This is a genomic window from Arcicella rigui (assembly GCF_034929435.1).
GTDB classification, from domain to species: domain Bacteria; phylum Bacteroidota; class Bacteroidia; order Cytophagales; family Spirosomataceae; genus Arcicella; species Arcicella rigui.
The window spans coordinates 1-19681 of sequence record NZ_JAYFUM010000036.1; the positions used below are offsets into that span (position 1 = coordinate 1).

Annotated in this window: 19 protein-coding genes and 1 pseudogene; 15 read left to right on the plus strand and 5 right to left on the minus strand. The window is 36.4% G+C overall.

Annotated features, from left to right (window positions below; translation table 11 throughout):
• Positions 1–294, plus strand: a pseudogene (locus VB248_RS22250) (transposase); the annotation flags it as partial.
• Positions 295–329: 35 nt separating this feature from the next.
• Here the strand turns inward: VB248_RS22250 and VB248_RS22255 are convergent.
• Positions 330–3389: a PVC-type heme-binding CxxCH protein gene (locus VB248_RS22255; protein ID WP_323299049.1), complete on the minus strand. Its 3060-nt coding sequence runs from the start codon at positions 3387–3389 to the stop codon at positions 330–332.
• Positions 3390–3835: 446 nt separating this feature from the next.
• On the opposite strand from VB248_RS22255, the gene VB248_RS22260 reads away from it, so the two are divergent.
• From VB248_RS22260 to porD, 4 genes are all read left to right on the plus strand, one after another.
• Entirely contained in the window at positions 3836–4732 is an 897-nt protein-coding gene (locus tag VB248_RS22260) for an outer membrane protein assembly factor BamD (protein ID WP_323299050.1), read from the plus strand.
• Between the two features lie 53 nt (positions 4733–4785).
• The gene (locus VB248_RS22265; protein WP_323299067.1) at positions 4786–5109 is read left to right on the plus strand and encodes a DNA-directed RNA polymerase subunit omega; all 324 of its coding nucleotides are present in this window, start codon (positions 4786–4788) and stop codon (positions 5107–5109) included.
• Between the two features lie 162 nt (positions 5110–5271).
• Positions 5272–6474, plus strand: coding sequence for a bifunctional phosphopantothenoylcysteine decarboxylase/phosphopantothenate--cysteine ligase CoaBC (gene coaBC, locus VB248_RS22270; protein WP_323299051.1), 1203 nt, complete (start codon positions 5272–5274; stop codon positions 6472–6474).
• Positions 6475–6553: 79 nt separating this feature from the next.
• Positions 6554–7489 (plus strand): type IX secretion system protein PorD, encoded by a 936-nt coding sequence (gene porD / locus VB248_RS22275; protein WP_323299052.1) that lies wholly within the window; start codon positions 6554–6556, stop codon positions 7487–7489.
• A 1-nt stretch (position 7490) separates the two neighbouring features.
• Here porD and VB248_RS22280 read toward each other — a convergent pair whose 3' ends face one another.
• Positions 7491–8318 carry an ion transporter gene (locus VB248_RS22280; protein WP_323299053.1) on the minus strand — a complete coding sequence of 276 codons (828 nt, stop codon included), beginning with the start codon at positions 8316–8318 and terminating at the stop codon, positions 7491–7493.
• Between the two features lie 31 nt (positions 8319–8349).
• A complete protein-coding gene (locus VB248_RS22285; RefSeq protein WP_323299054.1) occupies positions 8350–10131 on the minus strand; it encodes an ABC transporter ATP-binding protein in 1782 nt (593 codons plus the stop codon).
• Between the two features lie 208 nt (positions 10132–10339).
• On the opposite strand from VB248_RS22285, the gene nusB reads away from it, so the two are divergent.
• The 6 genes from nusB (at position 10340) to coaE (ending at position 14076) form a co-directional block, all read left to right on the plus strand.
• Entirely contained in the window at positions 10340–11497 is a 1158-nt protein-coding gene (gene nusB, locus VB248_RS22290; protein ID WP_323299055.1) for a transcription antitermination factor NusB, read from the plus strand.
• A gap of 112 nt (positions 11498–11609) precedes the next feature.
• The gene (locus VB248_RS22295) at positions 11610–11909 is read left to right on the plus strand and encodes a YtxH domain-containing protein (protein ID WP_323299056.1); all 300 of its coding nucleotides are present in this window, start codon (positions 11610–11612) and stop codon (positions 11907–11909) included.
• Positions 11910–11954: 45 nt separating this feature from the next.
• Complete coding sequence (locus VB248_RS22300) at positions 11955–12395, plus strand: DUF1573 domain-containing protein (protein WP_323299057.1); 441 nt, start codon at positions 11955–11957, stop codon at positions 12393–12395.
• A 32-nt stretch (positions 12396–12427) separates the two neighbouring features.
• Complete coding sequence (gene yajC / locus VB248_RS22305) at positions 12428–12742, plus strand: preprotein translocase subunit YajC (protein ID WP_323299058.1); 315 nt, start codon at positions 12428–12430, stop codon at positions 12740–12742.
• 66 nt (positions 12743–12808) lie between these two features.
• Positions 12809–13483, plus strand: a complete 675-nt coding sequence (locus VB248_RS22310) for a YbbR-like domain-containing protein (RefSeq protein ID WP_323299059.1) — start codon at positions 12809–12811, stop codon at positions 13481–13483.
• Entirely contained in the window at positions 13480–14076 is a 597-nt protein-coding gene (coaE, locus tag VB248_RS22315; RefSeq protein ID WP_323299060.1) for a dephospho-CoA kinase, read from the plus strand. The genes VB248_RS22310 and coaE overlap by 4 nt, the downstream gene beginning before the upstream one ends.
• A 187-nt stretch (positions 14077–14263) precedes the next feature.
• Here coaE and VB248_RS22320 read toward each other — a convergent pair whose 3' ends face one another.
• Together VB248_RS22320 and VB248_RS22325 are read right to left on the minus strand one after the other, a co-directional pair.
• Positions 14264–14773 carry a YdeI/OmpD-associated family protein gene (locus tag VB248_RS22320; protein WP_323299061.1) on the minus strand — a complete coding sequence of 170 codons (510 nt, stop codon included), beginning with the start codon at positions 14771–14773 and terminating at the stop codon, positions 14264–14266.
• Between the two features lie 31 nt (positions 14774–14804).
• Positions 14805–15176: a helix-turn-helix domain-containing protein gene (locus VB248_RS22325; protein WP_323299062.1), complete on the minus strand. Its 372-nt coding sequence runs from the start codon at positions 15174–15176 to the stop codon at positions 14805–14807.
• A 258-nt stretch (positions 15177–15434) separates the two neighbouring features.
• On the opposite strand from VB248_RS22325, the gene VB248_RS22330 reads away from it, so the two are divergent.
• From VB248_RS22330 to VB248_RS22345, 4 genes are all read left to right on the plus strand, one after another.
• Positions 15435–16148 carry an ATP-dependent Clp protease proteolytic subunit gene (locus VB248_RS22330; protein WP_323299063.1) on the plus strand — a complete coding sequence of 238 codons (714 nt, stop codon included), beginning with the start codon at positions 15435–15437 and terminating at the stop codon, positions 16146–16148.
• A 144-nt stretch (positions 16149–16292) separates the two neighbouring features.
• Positions 16293–17555: an ATP-dependent Clp protease ATP-binding subunit ClpX gene (gene clpX / locus VB248_RS22335; RefSeq protein WP_323299064.1), complete on the plus strand. Its 1263-nt coding sequence runs from the start codon at positions 16293–16295 to the stop codon at positions 17553–17555.
• 185 nt (positions 17556–17740) lie between these two features.
• Positions 17741–18301, plus strand: a complete 561-nt coding sequence (locus tag VB248_RS22340; protein ID WP_323299065.1) for a hypothetical protein — start codon at positions 17741–17743, stop codon at positions 18299–18301.
• A 111-nt stretch (positions 18302–18412) separates the two neighbouring features.
• Entirely contained in the window at positions 18413–19471 is a 1059-nt protein-coding gene (locus VB248_RS22345) for a hypothetical protein (RefSeq protein WP_323299066.1), read from the plus strand.
• Positions 19472–19681 lie beyond the last annotated feature (210 nt).

The window sequence follows — 19681 nt, forward strand, 5'->3', positions numbered from 1 at the left end:
ATGCACAGATGGTCTATAGAACAGACCTTTAGATTTTGTAAAACAGAATTAGCCATTGAGTCTCCAAGACTATGGTTTTTTGAGAATACATGTAAGCTGCTTGGAATCGTAGCACTTATCTATGACTTTTTGATGAACCTAATGAACAATTGGGGAAATTGGATACAATTAGTATTAAAACAATGGTGTCATAGAACAGGAAATCGGTACCGAAGTGCTTCGATACCGATTTACAGATTAAGAATAGCCATTTACAATATCCTATGGATAAGCTTTGCCCAAAATTCGGGATGACTCATGTTTGCATTTGATGATAAGTTACTTGAATTTTACTTTCTCTTCAAACTCGATAAGTACTCTACCAAATCAACGGCTTCTTCTTTAGTCATTCCATCCATTAATCCCGTTGGCATCATCGAATTATTCATCATTTTCATTGATTTTACCGCACTTGTTTTTAGGTTTTGCACAATGCCCCCCGGCATTTTTAAACTGATGTCGGTTTCTGTTTTTGAAGCAATGATTCCGTTTAATACCGAACCATCTTTCATTTTTATTTCCCAACCTTCATAACCAAAGCCAATGCCTGCGTCGGGGTACATAATGGCTAAGTACTGACCATCTTTTCCCAGTTTTGAACCGATTTCAGATAGTTTTGGCCCAAAATCCATACCTTCTCCATTTACTTGGTGACAAACCGAACAATTGGCGGCAAATACAGCAACACCTTTTTTAGCATCTCCTGTCATGGCAATGAGTTCTGAAACTGGCGGAAGTTTACTGGTTTTATTGTTGCTATTACCCAAATACTTGGCTGCCTCAATTCTTACGTTTCTTCGCCAAGCTCTGCTTACGCCTTCTACCGCCACAGGAATATACTCTTTCTGAATTTTTCCTTCTTTCAATAAAGCTAAAATCAAATTTTGTCCGCCATCGCTGTCGCCTAAATCACGAGTGGCTTCACGGCGTACTTGTTCCGAACGAGTTTTATCCAGCATAATGCCTTTTAAAATATCTAAAGAATTCTGTCCGCCGTTAGATTTGATTCCTTCTAAAAGTTTAACGGTAACAGCATCTTCTTTCGGATTACTTGTAATCTGTTTTACTAATGCCAAACCTTCGTTCGATTTAATCAAAGCCTCAGCCGACTGACGCACCATTTCGCCATTTTTAATCATCGAAAGGAGTCGTGGGTTTTCTTCTGGCAACAGATATTTTCCTTGTAATTCCAAATACTCTTTGCCATTCAACGAAGCCAATAGTTTTTGTAAAGCCGCTTTTGCCACTGGCGAAGTTTTTACAAAATCTACATCCAAGTGATTTAAAGCCAATTTATTGATTTCATTTTGTTCAGCCGAATTGCCTTTCAAAAGCGACATTAACGCTTCTGATTTTACTTTTCCCTTGAGAAAATCAAAAGCACGAAAATAACGTAAACGTTCTTTCAAACTCGTGTGACTGTCGGTAGCCAAACTTGCCAAAAACTTCACAGATTCATCAGTTCTTGCTCGCCAAACAATATCACGGCTTGCCAAAGTTTGTGTAGGGTCGTTTACTTTTTTAAGATAAGCCGAAAAGCACGCATCCCAGTTATCAGAAGCTCCAATGCCCAATGCCTCTAAGTACCAGCGGTCTTTGCCATCGTGTTGCATTGCCAAATCTGCCCAAATATTTGCCGCTTCCGCAGCAGTATTTCCATGTAAAGCAATGGCACATTCACGGCGAATTTGTGGGTCTGAACTATTTTTCAATTCATTTACGTAGCCCAAAACATTGAGTTTCAACTGACGGGCTGCTCTTAAACCTGCGATTTTAATATCAGCGTTGGCATCGTTAAGTGCCAATTCTACATACTTTTTACCATCAACAATTTTACACAATGCCCAAAAAGCACGTGCTTTCATGCGTTGATTATCCGAATTCCAAAGTTTTACTAAATCAGTTTCAGCACTTTTTCCGAATTTCTCTAAAGCTTTCCATGCCAAGTAACGAGTAGCAATATTTGGGCTTTGTAAAGCCAAAGTAGCTCCTAAGGGTGTTGATAAATTAAGGCTTGGCGTTTTGTAAGGCGTATTTTCAGGAGCAATTCTATAAATACGTCCACGATTTTGGTCGCCAGCCTGATGTCCGCCTACTCCAGGGTCGTACCAGTCGGCTACGATTAACGAACCATCGGGAGCTACACAAACATCCGCAGGACGAAACCATTGGTCTTTTTCCTGCTTCATAATATTAACGATTTCAGCAGAGTAGCCAGCACCAGATTTTTGTACAGGATACGAACGCACTACATTATGTCCCGGTTCGCAGTGAATCATTTGTCCTTGAAAAGCTTTTGGCAAAAGGTTTCCTTCATAAATAATCATACCCGTTGGCGAACCCGAACCTGTTTGAAGTAAATTCGGAACAGTACCGGGGTCATTCAAATGCCAGTGTTTTCTTGGAGTTTCTTCCTCAATATTAGTACGATTACTTGGCCAAGAAGCACGTGTTACGGCATCTTTGTAGCCATAGTCGCCATATTCCATTACATAATTAATCCTTACGCCTTTGTTGCCATCGTCGTCATTGTCCGACTGCCACATCGTTCCGTAAGAATCTACCGCTACTTCATAATTATTTCTAAAATTTTGTCCCAAACATTCTACTTCCGAACCGTCTAAATTACAGCGGAAAACCATGCCTTCTTGGTAATTTTTGGGTGAAATTTCTTTACCAAATTGGTCTTTTACTATATTGCCAGCCGCATCTTTCAATTGGCGACCTTCGTTTCCGAAATTAAAATACAATTTTCCATCTGGACCAAAAACAAAAGTGTGCATTCCGTGGTCGTGTTGTTCGCCACCAATGCCTTGGAAAAGTACTTCTTTTTTATCCGCTTTATCGTCGCCGTCGGTGTCTGTCAATTTCCACACATAAGGACTTTGCGAAACCAGCACCACATTGCCTAACACAGCAATGCCCAACGGAGCATTCAGTGAAGCATCTTGATAAAATACTTTACTTTCATCTGCTTTGCCGTCGCCGTCTTTATCTTCCAAAATCATAATTCGGTCGCCTTCTTTATGAGTTGGATTCAGCGTAATTGCTGGACGATAATTGTAGGCTTCTAAAACCCAAACTCTGCCACGAGCATCCACATCAATATCGGTCGGATTCATGAGCATAGGTTCGGTAGCGAAAGTTTTTACAGATAAACCTTCCGCCATTTTTACACCAGCTAAAGAATTTTCGGGCAAGCGTTTTTGTGCTTCTGTCAAGACAGAATCGACGTAATGATTGATAAACCTACTCGTTGGCGTATGCTGATAAGCGGAAAAAAGTACCGTTCCGCCCAAAAAAAGCATAGGAATTCCCAAACGAGCTTTGAATGAAAATTGATTGAACATGAGTTAATAAGGTTATAAAAAGAGTTGTAAATTAAGTCTGGGCTGTACGAATAATGATAAAACTATTGTTTGCGGATTTCAGATGTCGGATATATAAAACGTTTTGGAGAAAGTATTTTATCCAATTCCCGAAATCAGAAACCCTAAATCCAAAATTACTTTAAAACTTACATTCATCAGTTTTAAAGACATTTTGGTTGAATCTTATTCTTCAAAAATAGAAGAATTTGTATAATGCTTTATACTCAGTTGTACGGGAATGGCGATAGTTTGCTAAACAAGTTTAGAAACAATAGAAATAAAGAATGTTAAAAATCGTTAAATCTTGAAGAATGTGCATGAATTTCGTTTTTTTAATGTCGAAATTTGATTTTGCTTAATCCTTTGATTAACAAATACAATTATTGATTTTCTAACTCCCAAAATTTACTTAACTTTGCGGTCTTATGCAGAGAACTCACAAATTTTTACTTTTTATATTATTTGCTTTAAGTATTAGTGCTTGTAGCAATTTCGAGAAACTCAGAAAATCAACTGACGAGAAAAAGAAGTACAATGCCGCAATTCGTTACTTCAAAAAAGGACAGTACGATAAAGCAAGTATCTTAATTGAAGAACTATTGCCAATTCTGACGGGTACAGACCAACAGGAAATCGCTACCTTTTATCAAGCCTATTGCGACTATCATACAGGCAATTATGAAATGGCAAATTTCCGTTTCAAGCGTTTTGCTGAAACCTTTGCTCGAAGTGAATTTTATGAAGAAGCCGTTTATATGTCGGCATATTCTTTGTACAAAAATTCACCACAGTTCAATCTCGACCAAAGCGGTACAATTACGGCTATCAACGAGTTACAGAGTTTTATCAACAACTACCCTGATAGCAAGTACAGAGACGAAACAACCGACCTTATTAAGGAGTTAAGAAAGAAATTAGAAACAAAAGCTTTTGAAAAAGTAAAGCTTTACTATAAAACAAGTCCTTTTAATATTGGTACTTTAAAGTCTGCGGTAATCGAAATTGTGAATTTCCAACGTGATTATCCAGATTCTGATTATAACGAAGAATTGGCATTTTTGAAAGTACAAGCACAATTTGAATTGGCACAGAGTACAATCGAAAGCAAACAAAAAGAGCGTTATGACGATGCCATTAAATTTTACCAAGATTTAGTAGATAAGTACCCTAAAAGTGATTTTCTAAAGAAAGCAGAAAAACTTTACGATGTAAGTTTGAAAGAAAGTGAGAGAATCGCTAAAATTGAAGCTGAATACAAAGCAGCCAAAGAAAAAGAAAAATCAAACACTTCTAAAGTGGGTGCTGCCGATAAACAACAATAAACAGTCATTGAGCAATGAGCAAAGTAACAAGAAACAGCAGAACAACAAAAGATATGGCAACGAATCCATCAATCATTACCAGAGACGTAGATAAACTTGCCATAAAAGCAGGTGGAAATACGTATGAAGCCGTAGCTATCATCTCGAAACGTGCAAGACAAATTGCATTGAAATCTAAAGAAGAGTTGAATAACAAATTGTCTGAATTTGCTTCGTCGGTAGATAATTTAGAAGAGATTTTTGAAAACCGTGAGCAAATCGAAATCTCTAAATTCTATGAGCGTTTGCCAAAACCTACTTCTTTAGCAATCGACGAATTTATGGAAGATAAATTCACTTTTGTTTTACCAAAACAAAATGGAGGTTTAGAAGACTAATCAAAGTAGCGATTGATAAGTAAAAATGGTATCAATCCTATTTAATACAAGCATACAAATTATTCAAAAAGGTCAGATGTTATACATTTGACCTTTTTGATTTTGATTAAGTTTGTACGTAAAAACTGAATCATTCAAAAATCATCTCATTTAGCCAAAAGAATGCTTAGAAGTAAGAAAATTTTACTCGGAATTTCAGGAAGTATTGCCGCCTACAAAATGGCAAGTCTCACTCGATTGTTGGTAAAGGAAGGAGCAGAAGTAAAAATTGTAATGACCGAAGCAGCCAAAGAATTTATTACACCCCTTACTTTAGCAACACTTTCAAAGAATCCTGTTTTATCTACTTTTGTGAAAGATGAAACGGGTACTTGGAACAATCATGTGGACTTGGGGCTTTGGGCTGATGTCATTTTAATTGCTCCAGCTACGGCTCATACTTTAGCAAAATGTGCCAATGGTATTTGTAATGATTTACTTTCTGCGGTCTATCTTTCAGCAAAATGTCCAGTTTATTTTGCTCCAGCAATGGATTTAGATATGTATCAGCATCCGAGTACGCTGGCAAATCTTCAAAAATTACTTTCTTTTGGTAATCAAATTATTAAGTCTGGTTATGGCGAATTGGCAAGTGGTTTGGTAGGAGAGGGACGTATGGCCGAACCAGAAGAATTACTTGAAGTATTAAAAAAACATTTCAGTAAAAAACCTGCACTCGAACACAAAAAAGTATTGATAACAGCCGGCCCGACCCAAGAGGCAATCGACCCTGTGCGTTTTATTAGCAATCATTCTACCGGAAAAATGGGCTACGCTCTTGCCGATAAATTGGCGAAAGCAGGTGCAGAAGTAACTTTGGTCAGTGGAATGGTGGCACTGAAAAAACCAGACTCAAGTATTCATTTAATTTCGGTAAGGTCGGCACAGGAAATGTACGAAGCTACGCAAAGTAACTTTGCCACAGCCGATATTATCATTTTGGCGGCAGCCGTGGCGGATTATACTCCTGCTGTGGTGGCTGACAAGAAAATAAAAAAGAAAGAGGACTCGTTTAGTATAGACCTCGTGAAAACTACCGATATTGCTAAAACACTTGGTCAACAAAAACAGCCGAACCAATTGATGGTGGGATTTGCTTTGGAAACCGACAACGAAGTAGCCAATGCTTTGGGGAAAATTCAGTCCAAAAATTTAGATTTAATAGTCTTGAATTCATTGCAAAATAAAGGTGCAGGTTTTGGGCATGATACCAACCAAGTAAGTATTATTCAGAAAGACGGTTCGATGGTTGACTTTGATTTGAAGTCAAAACAAGATGTAGCCGAAGACATTGTAGAAGCCATTATTAAAGTGATTAGTAAATAGTGATTGGTAATTAGTTGTGCAATTGATTGACTTTCATTTATTTGAAAAGAATGAATGGTTGCTTAATAAATAGAGATTTATGAAAAATAATATTTCACCCAAAAATATTGTTCGAAATACTTTGCTTGTATTGTGTTGTATTGCTGGGTTTTCTATAATTGTGAAAGCTCAGGAAATCAATTGTAGAGTTAGTATTTCCACAGACCAAATCCAAGTAAATGAGCAAAGAGGAACAACCCAGATTTATAATGAATTGCAAAATGTAATGCAAGAATTTATGAATAATCGCCGTTGGACGAACGATAATTTTTCGCCAGAAGAAAAAATCAATTGTTCTTTGTCGATTATACTCACAAAAGCAACTGCTGCGGGTGAGTTTGAAGCCAATGCTCGTTTTCAGGTAACTCGTCCTGTTTACGGAACGGCGTATGAAACAGTTTTACTCAATTATGTTGATAGAAATTTTGTGTTCAAGTACATTTCAGGTACGCCACTTACTTACAACGACAACAACTACAACGATAACCTAACCCAAATATTAGCTTTTTATTCATACGTAGCTTTGGCTTATGATTATGATTCTTTTGAAAAAATGGGCGGTTTGAATTATGCCCAAAAAGCCTTGAATGTGGTAAATATTGCCCAAACGGCTGGTGGAGGTTGGGTGGCTTCTAATGATATTCGGAATCGTTATTGGTTGGCAGAAAACCTTTTGAATCAGCAATTACTAAGTTTACGAGAAGGATTTTATACTTATCACCGCTTGGCTTTGGATACTTATGCTACCGACCCGACAGCCAGTAGAAAATTGATTTCTGACTATTTGAACACGATTAAACAAGTAAATCAAAACCGCCCCGGACAAGTATGGTTTCGTCTTTTCTTTGAAGCAAAATCAACAGAGTTATTGAATATTTATGGAGATGCAAGCTTAGACGAACGCAAAAAAGTTGTTCCGATACTCACTTCACTCGACCCAACTAATTCGGAAGCTTATCGAAAATTATTGAAATAAATTATTCAAGAGCTTCGCCACAGTGTGGGCAGTACTTGTACTTTTTTTCCTGTGGTTTGGTTGATTTGAGGTGTTCATTGAAACCTGATACAAAAATACCCGTAGGCAAAGCAAACATGGCTACACCTGCTACGGCTACAAAGCCACCTAATATTTTTCCCAAAGTAGTAACAGGATAAGTATCGCCATATCCCACCGAAGTAATGGTAGTAACGCCCCACCAAAGCGTAGCTGGAATGCTTGAAAACACTTTAGGCTGGGCAGCGTTTTCGATATAATACATGGTAGAAGACGAAATCAACAACATGAATAAAAAGAAAACTACACTCAGAATCAGTTCTTCTCTTTTTTCTTTAAATACGTTTTCGATTACTTTTAAAGCATGCACATAACGTGAAAACTTGAACAAACGGAAGATTCGGAACAAGCGTAAAATCCTAATTAAACCAGTATCCGAAGTAAAGTTAGAAAGGTAAAAAGGCATAATTGCCAATAAATCTATCAAAGCTCCCCACGAAAAAATATAACGCAAACGCCCCCAAACAGGATGTTTGTATTTTTCATTTTCCACACAAACCCACAGACGAGCAAAGTATTCTATTGTGAAAAAAACAACAGAGAAGTATTCAAAATCGCTGAAAAAAGTGTCAAAATCGTGCCTCAGACTCTTTACCGAGTGTAAGATAATGGCAAAAGTATTTAAAGAAATAGTCGTTAATAATACCGTGTTGAAAATGATAGAAGCTCTACTTTTTTTCCCACGAGTTACTTCAAGTACTTTATAAAGATTCTTTCTTGACCATGTTTGCTCTTCAATCGTATTATTCATCGGCAAAAAGATTTTGTAACGTCAACTGTTTTTATGTTTCTTCAACTTGTAATTGCTTCTCATATAATTCTTTATAGACATTATTGGCGTTCATCAATTCTTCGTGCGTTCCTTGTTCGATGATATGCCCGTCGTCGAGCATGATAATTTTATCCGCCAATTTAGCCGAAGATACTCTGTGCGAAATAATGACAGAAGTACGGTTTTGCATGATGGCTTGTAAATTATTCAAAATTTGGTTTTCAGTTTTGGTATCAACTGCCGAAAGGCAATCGTCTAAAATCAAAATTTTGGGTTCACGAGCAATCGCACGAGCGATGGATAAACGCTGTTTTTGTCCTCCAGATAAAGTTACACCTCTTTCGCCTAAAACTGTATCAAAACCTTCAGGAAAATCTATGACATTGTTGTATAAATCAGCGTCTTTTGCGGCTTTGATGATTTCTTCTTCGCTCATTTCGTTAGTGCCGAAACGTACATTGTTTCTGATTGAGTCTGAAAACAAGAAAACATCTTGTGGTACATAACCAATTTGTGAACGATAAGTATTTACGTTGAGATTCTTGATAGGCAATTTATCAATCGTGATTTCTCCTTCCGAAGTATCGTACATTCTACACAAAAGATTGGCAACAGTACTTTTTCCTGAGCCTGTTGTACCTAAAATTGCCACAGATTCACCTGCTTTGATAGACATTGAAAAATCCTTTAAAGCTACAATACCCGAATCTGGATACACGAATTTTACGTGCTTCATTTCAATCGCTCCAGATACTTCGTGTTGAATATTTTCTTTTGAAACAATATCCGTTTTGATTTTTAAAAATTCGTTGATTCTTTCTTGTGATGCTGCCGCTCTTTGGATTTGTGAGGTCGTCCAGCCCAAAGCAATCATCGGCCAAGTAAGCATATACACATACAAAATAAATTCTGTGATACTTCCAGCCGTAATTCGCCCAGCCATTACTTCTATACCGCCTACATAAACCACAATGACGGAACTTAAACCTGCCAAAATCGAAACCAAAGGGGTAAATAGTGAATCAACTTTTACTAAATCTAAAGATTTTTCACGGTAAATATTGGCTTGTTTAGTAAAAGCAACCGTTGAAGGTTCTTCTTGAACAAAAGCTTTTAGTACTCTAATGCCCGAAAAGGCTTCTTGCGTAAAGGTAGAAATCTTCGACAAATTGGCTTGAATTTGTTCAGATTTACGCATGATAATCGTATTAACAAAATAGATACTTCCCGACAAAAACGGTACTGGCAATAATACAAACCAAGTAAGTTTTTGATTGACAGAAAGCATATACCAAATCACAAGAATAAATACTGAAATAAGATTGAGTCCGTACATCAAACTGGGGCCAACGTACATTCTTACTTTATTGACATCTTCTGAAATTCGAGCCATCAAATCGCCAGTATTGTTTTTTCTGTAAAAACTCAAAGGTAAAGTTTGGTAATGCTGATAGATTTCGTTTTTTAAGTCAAATTCAATATGTCTGGACATCACAATGAGCGTCTGACGCACCAAGAAAAGGAAAAATCCTTTCAACAAAGCCAAAATCAAAATCAGTGAGCCGTATAATAGAATAGAAAAAGCAAAAAACTCATACACGATTTTTTGCGAGACAAAACCATCGTAAAGGAAGTATAAGTCGATGGTTTCTTTCACTAAATCAAGGGCATACCGCACAATTTGAGCAGGCACAACACCAAAGAGATTGGAAACAAACGTAAACAAAGTACCCAGAATGAGATACCATTTGTATTTGAGAAAGTACTTATTAAGATGCTTTAGTGATTTCATATTTCAATAACCGCCAAGAGAATATAAAGGTTTCATCCTTTATGGAACATTAACGTTTGGTAAAATTATGCTTTTAATTCAAAAAAATGACCTTAATTAATGCTTTTTCCTTTAAAAAATACTAATTTTGCAGTCTCATTTATTTCGCAGTCATTCATTTTCATTCGTAGCATATTTACTACAAAAAACGTTCTTTCAACATTACCCAATGGTAAACAGACGACTTCTCCGAACAAAGGCATTTCAGAGCCTTTATGCCTTCCGCCAAGCGGAACGTGCTGATTATCAGTTAGCATTCGACCAAATTTCAGAATCTTTCCTTCCCAATCTTGACTTAATGATTCCTAAAGAACAACAAATGATAAAGCTTGATGCTTTACGTAAGTTGGCTGAACAGCGTTTCGAGGATTTATTTAATTCAAAACCAGTACAAGATGATGTGCCTGCTGAGGCAAAAAATGCTGCCAGACAAGCTCTTGAAGGTTATAAAAGTTTAGTGAAAAAAGACAAAACGACTATTGCCAGCAATATGGTAATAGAAGTAGAAAACGTCTATGATGCTTATCTGAAAATGCTCCAACTTTTATTGGAAATTACAGAAATTGCTGTTTGGGACGAACAACGCCGTTTGGTTGAAATAGAACATCGTACTTCAAGATTAGCAAAAAATGAAGTATTAATTGCTTTGAAAAACCTCCCGACTTTCACGACGGGAGCAATCAGAAGTAATGCAAAATGGACAGAAGACGACCAGAATTTACTTCGTAAACTTTTCTTAGAGGCAATCTTGCCTGATACAACTTTCCAGTCGTACCTTCGTACTCCAAAACACACTTTCGAGGAAGATTTAGCGTTGGTTCAGTATCTTGTGAAAACTTTCGTCTTGAAACATCATTTAATTACAGATTATTTTGAAGAAAAAGACCTAAATTGGAACGAGAACAAAGATGTATTGAAGAGCTTGTGCGTAAAAACGTTTAAAATTGAACGCATCGAAGATTTAGCTTTACAACCCATTGCCTTGAATTGGGACGAAGACAAGCACTATTTTGTTGACCTTTTCAATAATGTTTTGGAAAATGATGAATCTTACGAAAAAATTATCACAGACCAAACAAAAAATTGGGAAGGCGACCGTCTGGCAATGACAGATATGTTAATCCTAAAATTAGGCTTGGCAGAAATGATACATTTTCCGAGTATTCCAGTGAAAGTATCTATTAATGAGTACATTGAGTTGGCGAAGAATTATTCAACACCAAAATCAGGGCAATTCATCAATGGTTTGTTGGATGTACTTTCACAAAAATTACAAAAAGAAGGTATTATCAGAAAATCAGGAAGAGGACTCATCGACAACAAATAAGTAATATCTTTGCCCAAATTTTTGTAATTTAAAATGTAAAACTGATTCAAGGAATTCGCTTTACTGTTTTCCTTTTATAAAATTGATTTTTTAACCGATAACTTACAATACAATGAGTAAATCATCAAAAACATTTTGGGCATTTATAACAGGAGCGGCTGTTGGAGCTACATTGGGGATTTTATACGCACCAGACAAAGGAGAAAATACTCGTAACAAATTATTTTACCAGTTACAAAAGTATCGTGAGCAATTGCAAGGTTTGATTACGGATTTGATTGACGGAAAAGAAATTCCTGAAACAATGGCAAAATCAGAAGGTAAAAAAGTAGTAAACGAAGCTCGTGAGAAAGCAGAACGCTTGTTGGAAGACGTAGAAACGATGATGAACCAAATCAAAGCTAAAGCATAATTTTAATAAAATTTCGAGTCCTTTAATTTCTATTATCATTGAAACATGAGAAAAGTAATAATTCTTGCACTGAGCCTCGGCTTGTTTGTAGCTTGTGAAAATAAACAAAAAAGTGATAATCTTTCAAAAGCGGAAGCATTAGCGGCTCTTCAACCCACAGGTGATAAGTTTCCAGTAATGCAGGCTGACTCGCAGTCGGTTGATTTAGGTACGATTACCGAAGGCGACACCATCATTCATGTTTATAAATTCAAGAATACGGGCAATATGCCTTTGATATTGAGTAGTGTAAGTGCTTCGTGTGGATGTACTACGCCTTCGTATTCTGATAAACCAGTGCAGCCAGGTGAACAAGGATTTATACAAGTGAAGTTCAATAGTAAAGGAAAAGAAGGTAAACTTAGCAAAACTGTTACGGCAATTGCCAATACTGTTCCTGCTGAAAATACTTTTGCATTTAAAATTGAGGTACTCAAGAAAAAGTAATACCATAAAGAATATTTAATCAAACAAAAATTATGTTTAACAGTATTTTATTACAAGGAGCGTTTGGCGGAGGTGGTGCATCTTCTCTTTTATTAATTGGTGGAATGTTCGTAATCATGTATTTTTTCATGATTCGTCCACAACAAAAAAAGCAAAAAGAGCAACAAGCTTATGTAGATTCACTAAAAGCTGGTGATAAAGTAGTAACAATCGGTGGCTTGCACGGTACAGTTACTTCGGTAAGAGAAAAAACAGTTGTATTAGAAATTGATTCAAGCAAAGGAGTAAGAGTAGTTTTCTTGAAAAGTGCTATTTCTAAAGACTCTTCTGCTCAGATTGGAGAATAAGCATTTATCAGTGTATAGTAGAATTGGTTGTTCTGTTCGGGGCAACCAATTCCAAATCTTCATTCAATGAAACCTGTTCCTTCACAAACGGATTATAAGGCTATCATCATTAGCCTTTTTGCCGCTATTACTTTTTGGATTATGAATGCCTTAAACAAAGAAGGCTATTCCCAAAAAATATCATTTCCTATTCATTTTACTTATAATGACTCGCTGTATATTCCACTCCAACCGCTTCCAGAAAGAATTTCTGTGAATGTGTCGGGCAATGGTTGGAATCTGCTCCGCAAATCATTTTCTTTTTATAAAACTCCTATTCAATACGCCATCAATAAACCGCTCAGTACGAAGTTTTTGAATACTGGTATGCTTACGGATTCTATTACCGAATACATTCATGATGTACGAGTAAATTATGTAGTAGCCGACCGTTTTGAATTAGAGTTTGACAAAAAAATTACCAAAGAATTTACTTTAAAAGTAGATAGTATCAACATTCCTTTGAAAGAACGTTACGTGGTATCGAGTCTTATCAATTTGAATCCTAAAAAAATCACTATCAACGGCCCAGAGTCGGTACTCAATGAAATGGATGAAACCATTTTACTAAAAGTGCCGGGCAAAAAAATTAAGGATAATTTCGACGATGAAATTACTTTGCCTTTTGCCAAAAACAAATTATTGAAAAGTAATCGTGATAAAGTAAACGTTAGTTTTGAAGTAGAAGAATTACTCAAATGAGCAAGGTAATCGGTATTACAGGCGGAATTGGTTCGGGGAAAAGCTTGGTATGTAAAGTTTTTTCGGTGCTGGGCATACCTATTTACGAAGCCGACGCAAGAGCTAAATACTTGATTAGTCACGACCAACTTTTGAAAAAATCCATTATCGAACTTTTGGGTGAACAGGCTTATTTAGCATCAGGCGATTACAATCGGGCTTGGGTAGCTTCGCAAGTATTTGGTAATCCTATTTTGCTAAGTAAACTCAATGCTTTGGTACATCCAAAAGTTCGACAAGATGCTACCGATTGGATTCAGCGAAATCAACAAACGTCTTTTGTGTTGTACGAAGCGGCTTTGATGAAAGCGGCTGGCGACGGAAATACTTTTGATAAAGTAATTGTCGTAAACGCTCCTGTGGATTTACGGATTCAGAGAATCAAAGTGCGTGACCAACGTTCGGAAGCTGAAATTAGAGCAATTATTGAAAGACAAATTTCGGAAGAAGAAAGAAGAAAAATCGCTGATTTTACGATTGAAAATGATGAAAAACAGCCATTACTCCCACAAATTTTGGATTTATACGAAAAACTTCAGGTTGAGAGTGATTAGAAATTGGTGATTAGTGATTAGAGTACACAAAAGTTTAAATACTACTTAGAATTTGTGATTTATGATTTCGGAATTTGGACAAAATAGCTTTATTTCTAATGAAATATATCTAAAAAACGTTTCATTAACTTTACATCCGAAATCACAAATCCGAAATCCCAAATTTTTCATAACTCATAATTAAAATCTACTTCCCAAGATCTCTAAAGTATCTCAGCATTTGTCCGTAGTCCATTCCCATAGCTAAACTTTGTACGGTCATCGAAATACGTTTACTTTTGGTTTCGATAGTTTTAGCAGATTCAATCCATTTACTATAATAAAATTGATGGCTTTTGGGCATCGCATGAAAAGCTTTTGAAGCAACAGGTTCATCTTCCAGACAAATTAATAATTCAGACGAAATAGCCAATTCGTCTTGGTCTTCTTCCAAACTAAGCAGTACGCTTGCACCTTCTGTTTTTCTAATTCCTTTTCGCATTTGGGCATTGATGGGCAAAATAAAATCGCCTTCTCCCATCGGAATCAGTGCTACTAATTTTATTGGGAATTCATCAATTTTACCTTTTACTCTGAAACTTACACGAGTATTTTCTTTTATTTTTTGTGCCATTTCAGCAGGAATTTCCAGATAAGTCCAGCCTGTTTTTTCGCCCTTTTTATCAAATTTTTGAAGTACTGCCGTAAATGAAACCATTTTCTTGAGATAAGTATTTTTTGCGATAAGTTTAAAAACCGATTTTTTCTCTTTGTTGCTGACCTTGAATCAAACGATAGGCTTCGAGCAGTACTCTTTCTTCAAATTTACCACGCCAGTAATCCGACTCTTTTTTAAGTTTTTCAATTTCGTCCTTCAACTGTTCGATTTGGTCTTCGGTATTTGTCAATACTTTTGGCGTAATGATTTCTTCGCCCAAAAGTTCTAAAATATTAATGGACAGTACTTCTGCAATTTTATTGGCTCGGCTGATGGTGAGATCGGTTTTGTTACGTTCGATATCGCCATAAGCCGTAGTTGAAATTTGCAAAAGTTCAGCAAGATTCTCCTGTGAATATCCTTTCAACAGACGAGCTTTTCGTATTTTTTCTCCAATTTTCATAATTATCATCTTTTCTGATAAATTCTCTGTAAAACCGACGAGGATTATTTCATAGTTTTTGCATCTTTGTTCTCACAGATTTCTTGATTAACACCAAAAATACTTTGATAAGTTTCAAGATTATTTACTCGAACTATTTGAAGGTTTTAGAAGTTATTTAAGAACAAATTAAGTAGATTCCTGATAATTGAATTGCGAAAGTGCTTAATTTGATTTAATTTCCCATTCGACATATTTTCAAATTTATAAAATACCGTTATGTTTCCAAAAGAATTAAGTTCAGAAGAATTCAGAAAATACGCCGTACACCACAGAGGTTTGAACGGTTTGGCAGTGGACCAGTACATGAATCAGGCAAATAATATCGGAGGTACAAGTCGTCCATTCATTGAAGATATGACTCAGTACATCATCGAAGAACGTCCGATGCGTTTTGCTCAAATTGATGTTTTTTCACGCTTAATCATGGATAGAATTATCTTCATGGGAGTACCTGTGGATGATTATATGGCGAATATCATTGTAGCTCAAATGTTATTTATGGAGTCAACGGATGCCAAAAAAGACATTATGATGTACATCAACTCTCCGGGTGGTTCTGTGTATGCAGGGCTTGGAATTTATGATACAATGCACTATATCCGTCCAGACGTTTCTACGATTTGTACTTCGTTGGCGGCTTCGATGGGAGCAGTATTATTGGCTGGTGGTACAGCGGGCAAACGTTCGGCATTACCACACGCACGTATTATGATTCACCAACCGTCGGGCGGAGCTCAAGGACAATCTCGTGATATTGAAATTACAGCTCGTGAAATCGTGAAAATTCGTAAAGAATTGTATGAAATCTTGGCACATCACTCAGGAAAATCTTTTGAAGAAATCGAAAGAGATTCAGACCGTGACTACTGGATGCGTGCAGAAGAAGCCAAAGAATATGGTTTGATTGACGAAGTTTTGACAAGATCATAATATTTACTCCTTAACCGAGTTGATACAATTAAGCATCCCGAAAAATGCTTATTACTTCCTAAGAAGTAGTAAGCATTTTTCGTTTATAAATCCGTAATTTTGCCACAGAAAAAAAGAAGGCATAATTTGATTGAGCGTTAAGATATGAGACAACAAGCCCATTGCGTCCTGTGCGGACGAAAACAAAATGAAGTACCTTTACTGATGGAAGGGATGGATGGACACGTGTGTAGCGAATGTGTAACACAGGCTTATCAAGTGGTTCAGCAAGAGTTAAATCCAGAGAAAAACAGAAAAAGTAAAAATACTAAAGCTTCTGCTCCGAGATTCAATTTGGTAAAACCAATTGAAATGAAAAAGTATATAGACCAGTACGTGATTGGTCAGTATGAAGCCAAAAAACATCTTTGCGTAGCGGTTTATAACCATTACAAGCGTTTGATGCAGCATGATGTGAAAACTAATTACAATGATATTCAGATTGAAAAATCAAATATCATCATGGTTGGCGAAACAGGTACAGGTAAAACTTATATGGCAAAAACCATTGCCAAAATGTTGGAAGTACCTTTTTGTATTGCCGATGCTACGGTAATTACTGAGGCTGGTTATGTGGGCGAAGACGTAGAAAGTATCCTTACTCGTTTGCTACAAGCGGCTGATTATGATGTAGAAAAAGCTGAAATGGGCATTGTTTTTATTGATGAGATAGACAAAATTGCTCGTAAATCTGATAATCCTTCTATTACTCGTGATGTTTCGGGCGAAGGCGTTCAGCAAGCTTTATTGAAATTATTAGAAGGTGCGGTAGTGAATTGTCCGCCACAAGGTGGAAGAAAACACCCAGACCAAAAAATGATTGCCGTAAATACTGAAAATATTCTCTTTATTTGTGGCGGTGCATTCGACGGAATCAAACGTCATATTTCAAAACGTTTGAATACTCGTCCGATTGGTTTTAGTTCAGATGATACTTTCTTAGAAATGTTTGATGAAGAGAACGTAATGAAATTTGTTACTTCTCAAGATTTAAAATCATTCGGATTAATTCCTGAATTATTAGGTCGTTTGCCAGTGGTTACTTACTTAGACCCACTCGACAACGAAACGCTTTTATCAATTCTGACAGAACCTAAAAATGCCATTACTAAACAGTATCATAAATTGTTTGAAATGGAAGGTATCAATTTAGAATTTGAAAAGCCTGCCTTAGAGTATATCGTTAGTCAAGCGATGGAGTACAAACTGGGAGCAAGAGGTTTGCGTTCAATTTGTGAATCAATCATTACAGATGCTATGTTTGAACTTCCTTCACAGACAGACATTAAAGAATTTAAAGTAACTTTAGAGTATGCTCGCCAGAAGTTTGAAAGAACTGTTTTTCATCAAATGAAAAAAGCGGCGTAGAGATTTTTAGCTTTTAGCTATGAGCTTTGAGCAGTGAGCTATGAGCCTTTTTAATTCTAAAAGTTCAAAGCTCACTGCTCATAGCTGGTAGCTCACAGATCACAGCTCAAAGCTTACCGCTACCCCCTCGCAATTAAATCTATTTTTCTTCGTTATTTGTACTCACTAAATCTCATCCAACAAATATGCGTTTACTTAAACTATCTTTCGGACTTATCACAATTTTCTTGGCAGGAGTATCTTGTACTTCTCACAAAGTACTTGTCTCTCAGAATGATGCCAATGTTTCAGTAAATTCTGAAACACCCATTGTTTCACAAGCCTCAAGCACTTCTTCGATGATAGAAGCAGCTCCTAAAGCATCTGTTCCAACGCTTTACGCTTCCACTACTGAAATCGCAAGCCTTGAAGAAACTGAAAACGAAGTAAAAAGCGAAATCAGAACTGAGAAAGTTAAAGCAGCAATTGAAAAAATCAAGGCAGAAAAAAGCAATTTTAAAACGCTGGCGAGTACCCATAAAAGTAATTTTGTAGAGAAGCTAATCGTAAAAAAATTAGAGAAAAAAATGGCTAAAAAAGCCGCTCACCCTGTTGATTACCGCAACTGGAATACTTTCTTGAAAGCAGGTTTAATTCTTTTGGGTATCGGTATCATCTTGGCTATCTTTGGTTTAGGCGGCGTAGGTGGCATTTCTGCATTTATTGGTTTATTGTTTGTAATTATTGGTCTATTGGCTGAAGTATAGCCCGAATTTCTGCCATTCTTCATAATTTCTTTGTCGGATAAGAAAAAAAGTCCCAAATTCGGTTTTTATTGAAACCAATTATTCACGACCCCTATGTCTATTTTCGACAAAATGAAATATGTTTTCCGTGGCAAACAATCTGACGCTGAAAATCTCCCCATAGAAGTACCCCTCACAGAAGAAGTACTTCCTACTGAAACGTTGGTGGAAGCCAATACACTTTTGCCAACGTTTTTTACTCCTCAAAATCAACAACCCGACTGGCTTATCAATGAAGATATTCTGCGAGATGAAGGCGTAATTTTCGGACTTTCTGGCTCAAATCCAGAAGAAAAAGTATCTATTATTCGTCATTATTTTTCGCAAGAAACGGCTGAAACTGATAAAGCGATTGCTCAACAACAAGAAGAAATTGGGGAATTGAATTATTGGATTAATGAAAAAGAAAGTTTGGTAAAAGAAATTGAGCTGAATATTCAAACGCTCAAAAACCAAGAATTTACCGAACAACATCATTTACTCAGAACCATCATTGGTTTATTATTGGCTACGGGCATTGCTGTTGGCAATTATTTCCTCATCCGTGAATCCCTTCAAGGACAATTTCAAGAAAGTACATTCATTGCAATGGGCGTATTTTTGGCTGGGATGTTCAATCTTTTTGGTAGAATTTCTTTCCTACACGACGAAGAAAAAATCAGTACTTGGAAACGATTATTAGAAGAAATCGGAATGCCTTTGGCGGCTGCTTTTTTTGTTTTTGCTCAAATTTATACCGCAAAACCTCCCCTTCAAGCTTGGGCTTTGTTTGCCTTTATTTTCTTTTTATTTATGTTTTCTGGGAAATTATTATTGGGAAATCTAACGATTCTCAAAGATGATTTAAGTGTTTTTCAAAAGAGAAATCAACTCTACAAAGACAAAGTAAAAAAAGTAGAAGATTGGGAAAAACAAATTGAAAACCATAAAGCTGAAATCGAAAAATTCAGAATTAAGAAGCAAGGTATTTTACCCAAATTAACCAAGCTGAGTACTCAAAATATAAAACTCAAAGCACAAAGAGATATGCTTATCAAAGTATTTGAAAGTGAATATCATTTAGCCTTGAATTATAAAAATAGATTGAATAATAACCAAGTGAAGACTATTTTAGGAGAGGAAGAATTGTAGTCTGAGTTGTGAATGGTGAGCGGTCCGCCGCTGCGGTGAAGAATTGTGAATTAAAAGACTGAACTCAGAAGTGACGATTTAAGTACAAAAGGGCACCCTCCCTTTAGTTGTGTAAGTTTTGTTGGGGCTTTGATTTTTTAAAAAATCAAAGCCCCAACAAAAAACTTTAAATAACTTAGGAACAATAATTGTCATTTTTATGGATAAGTC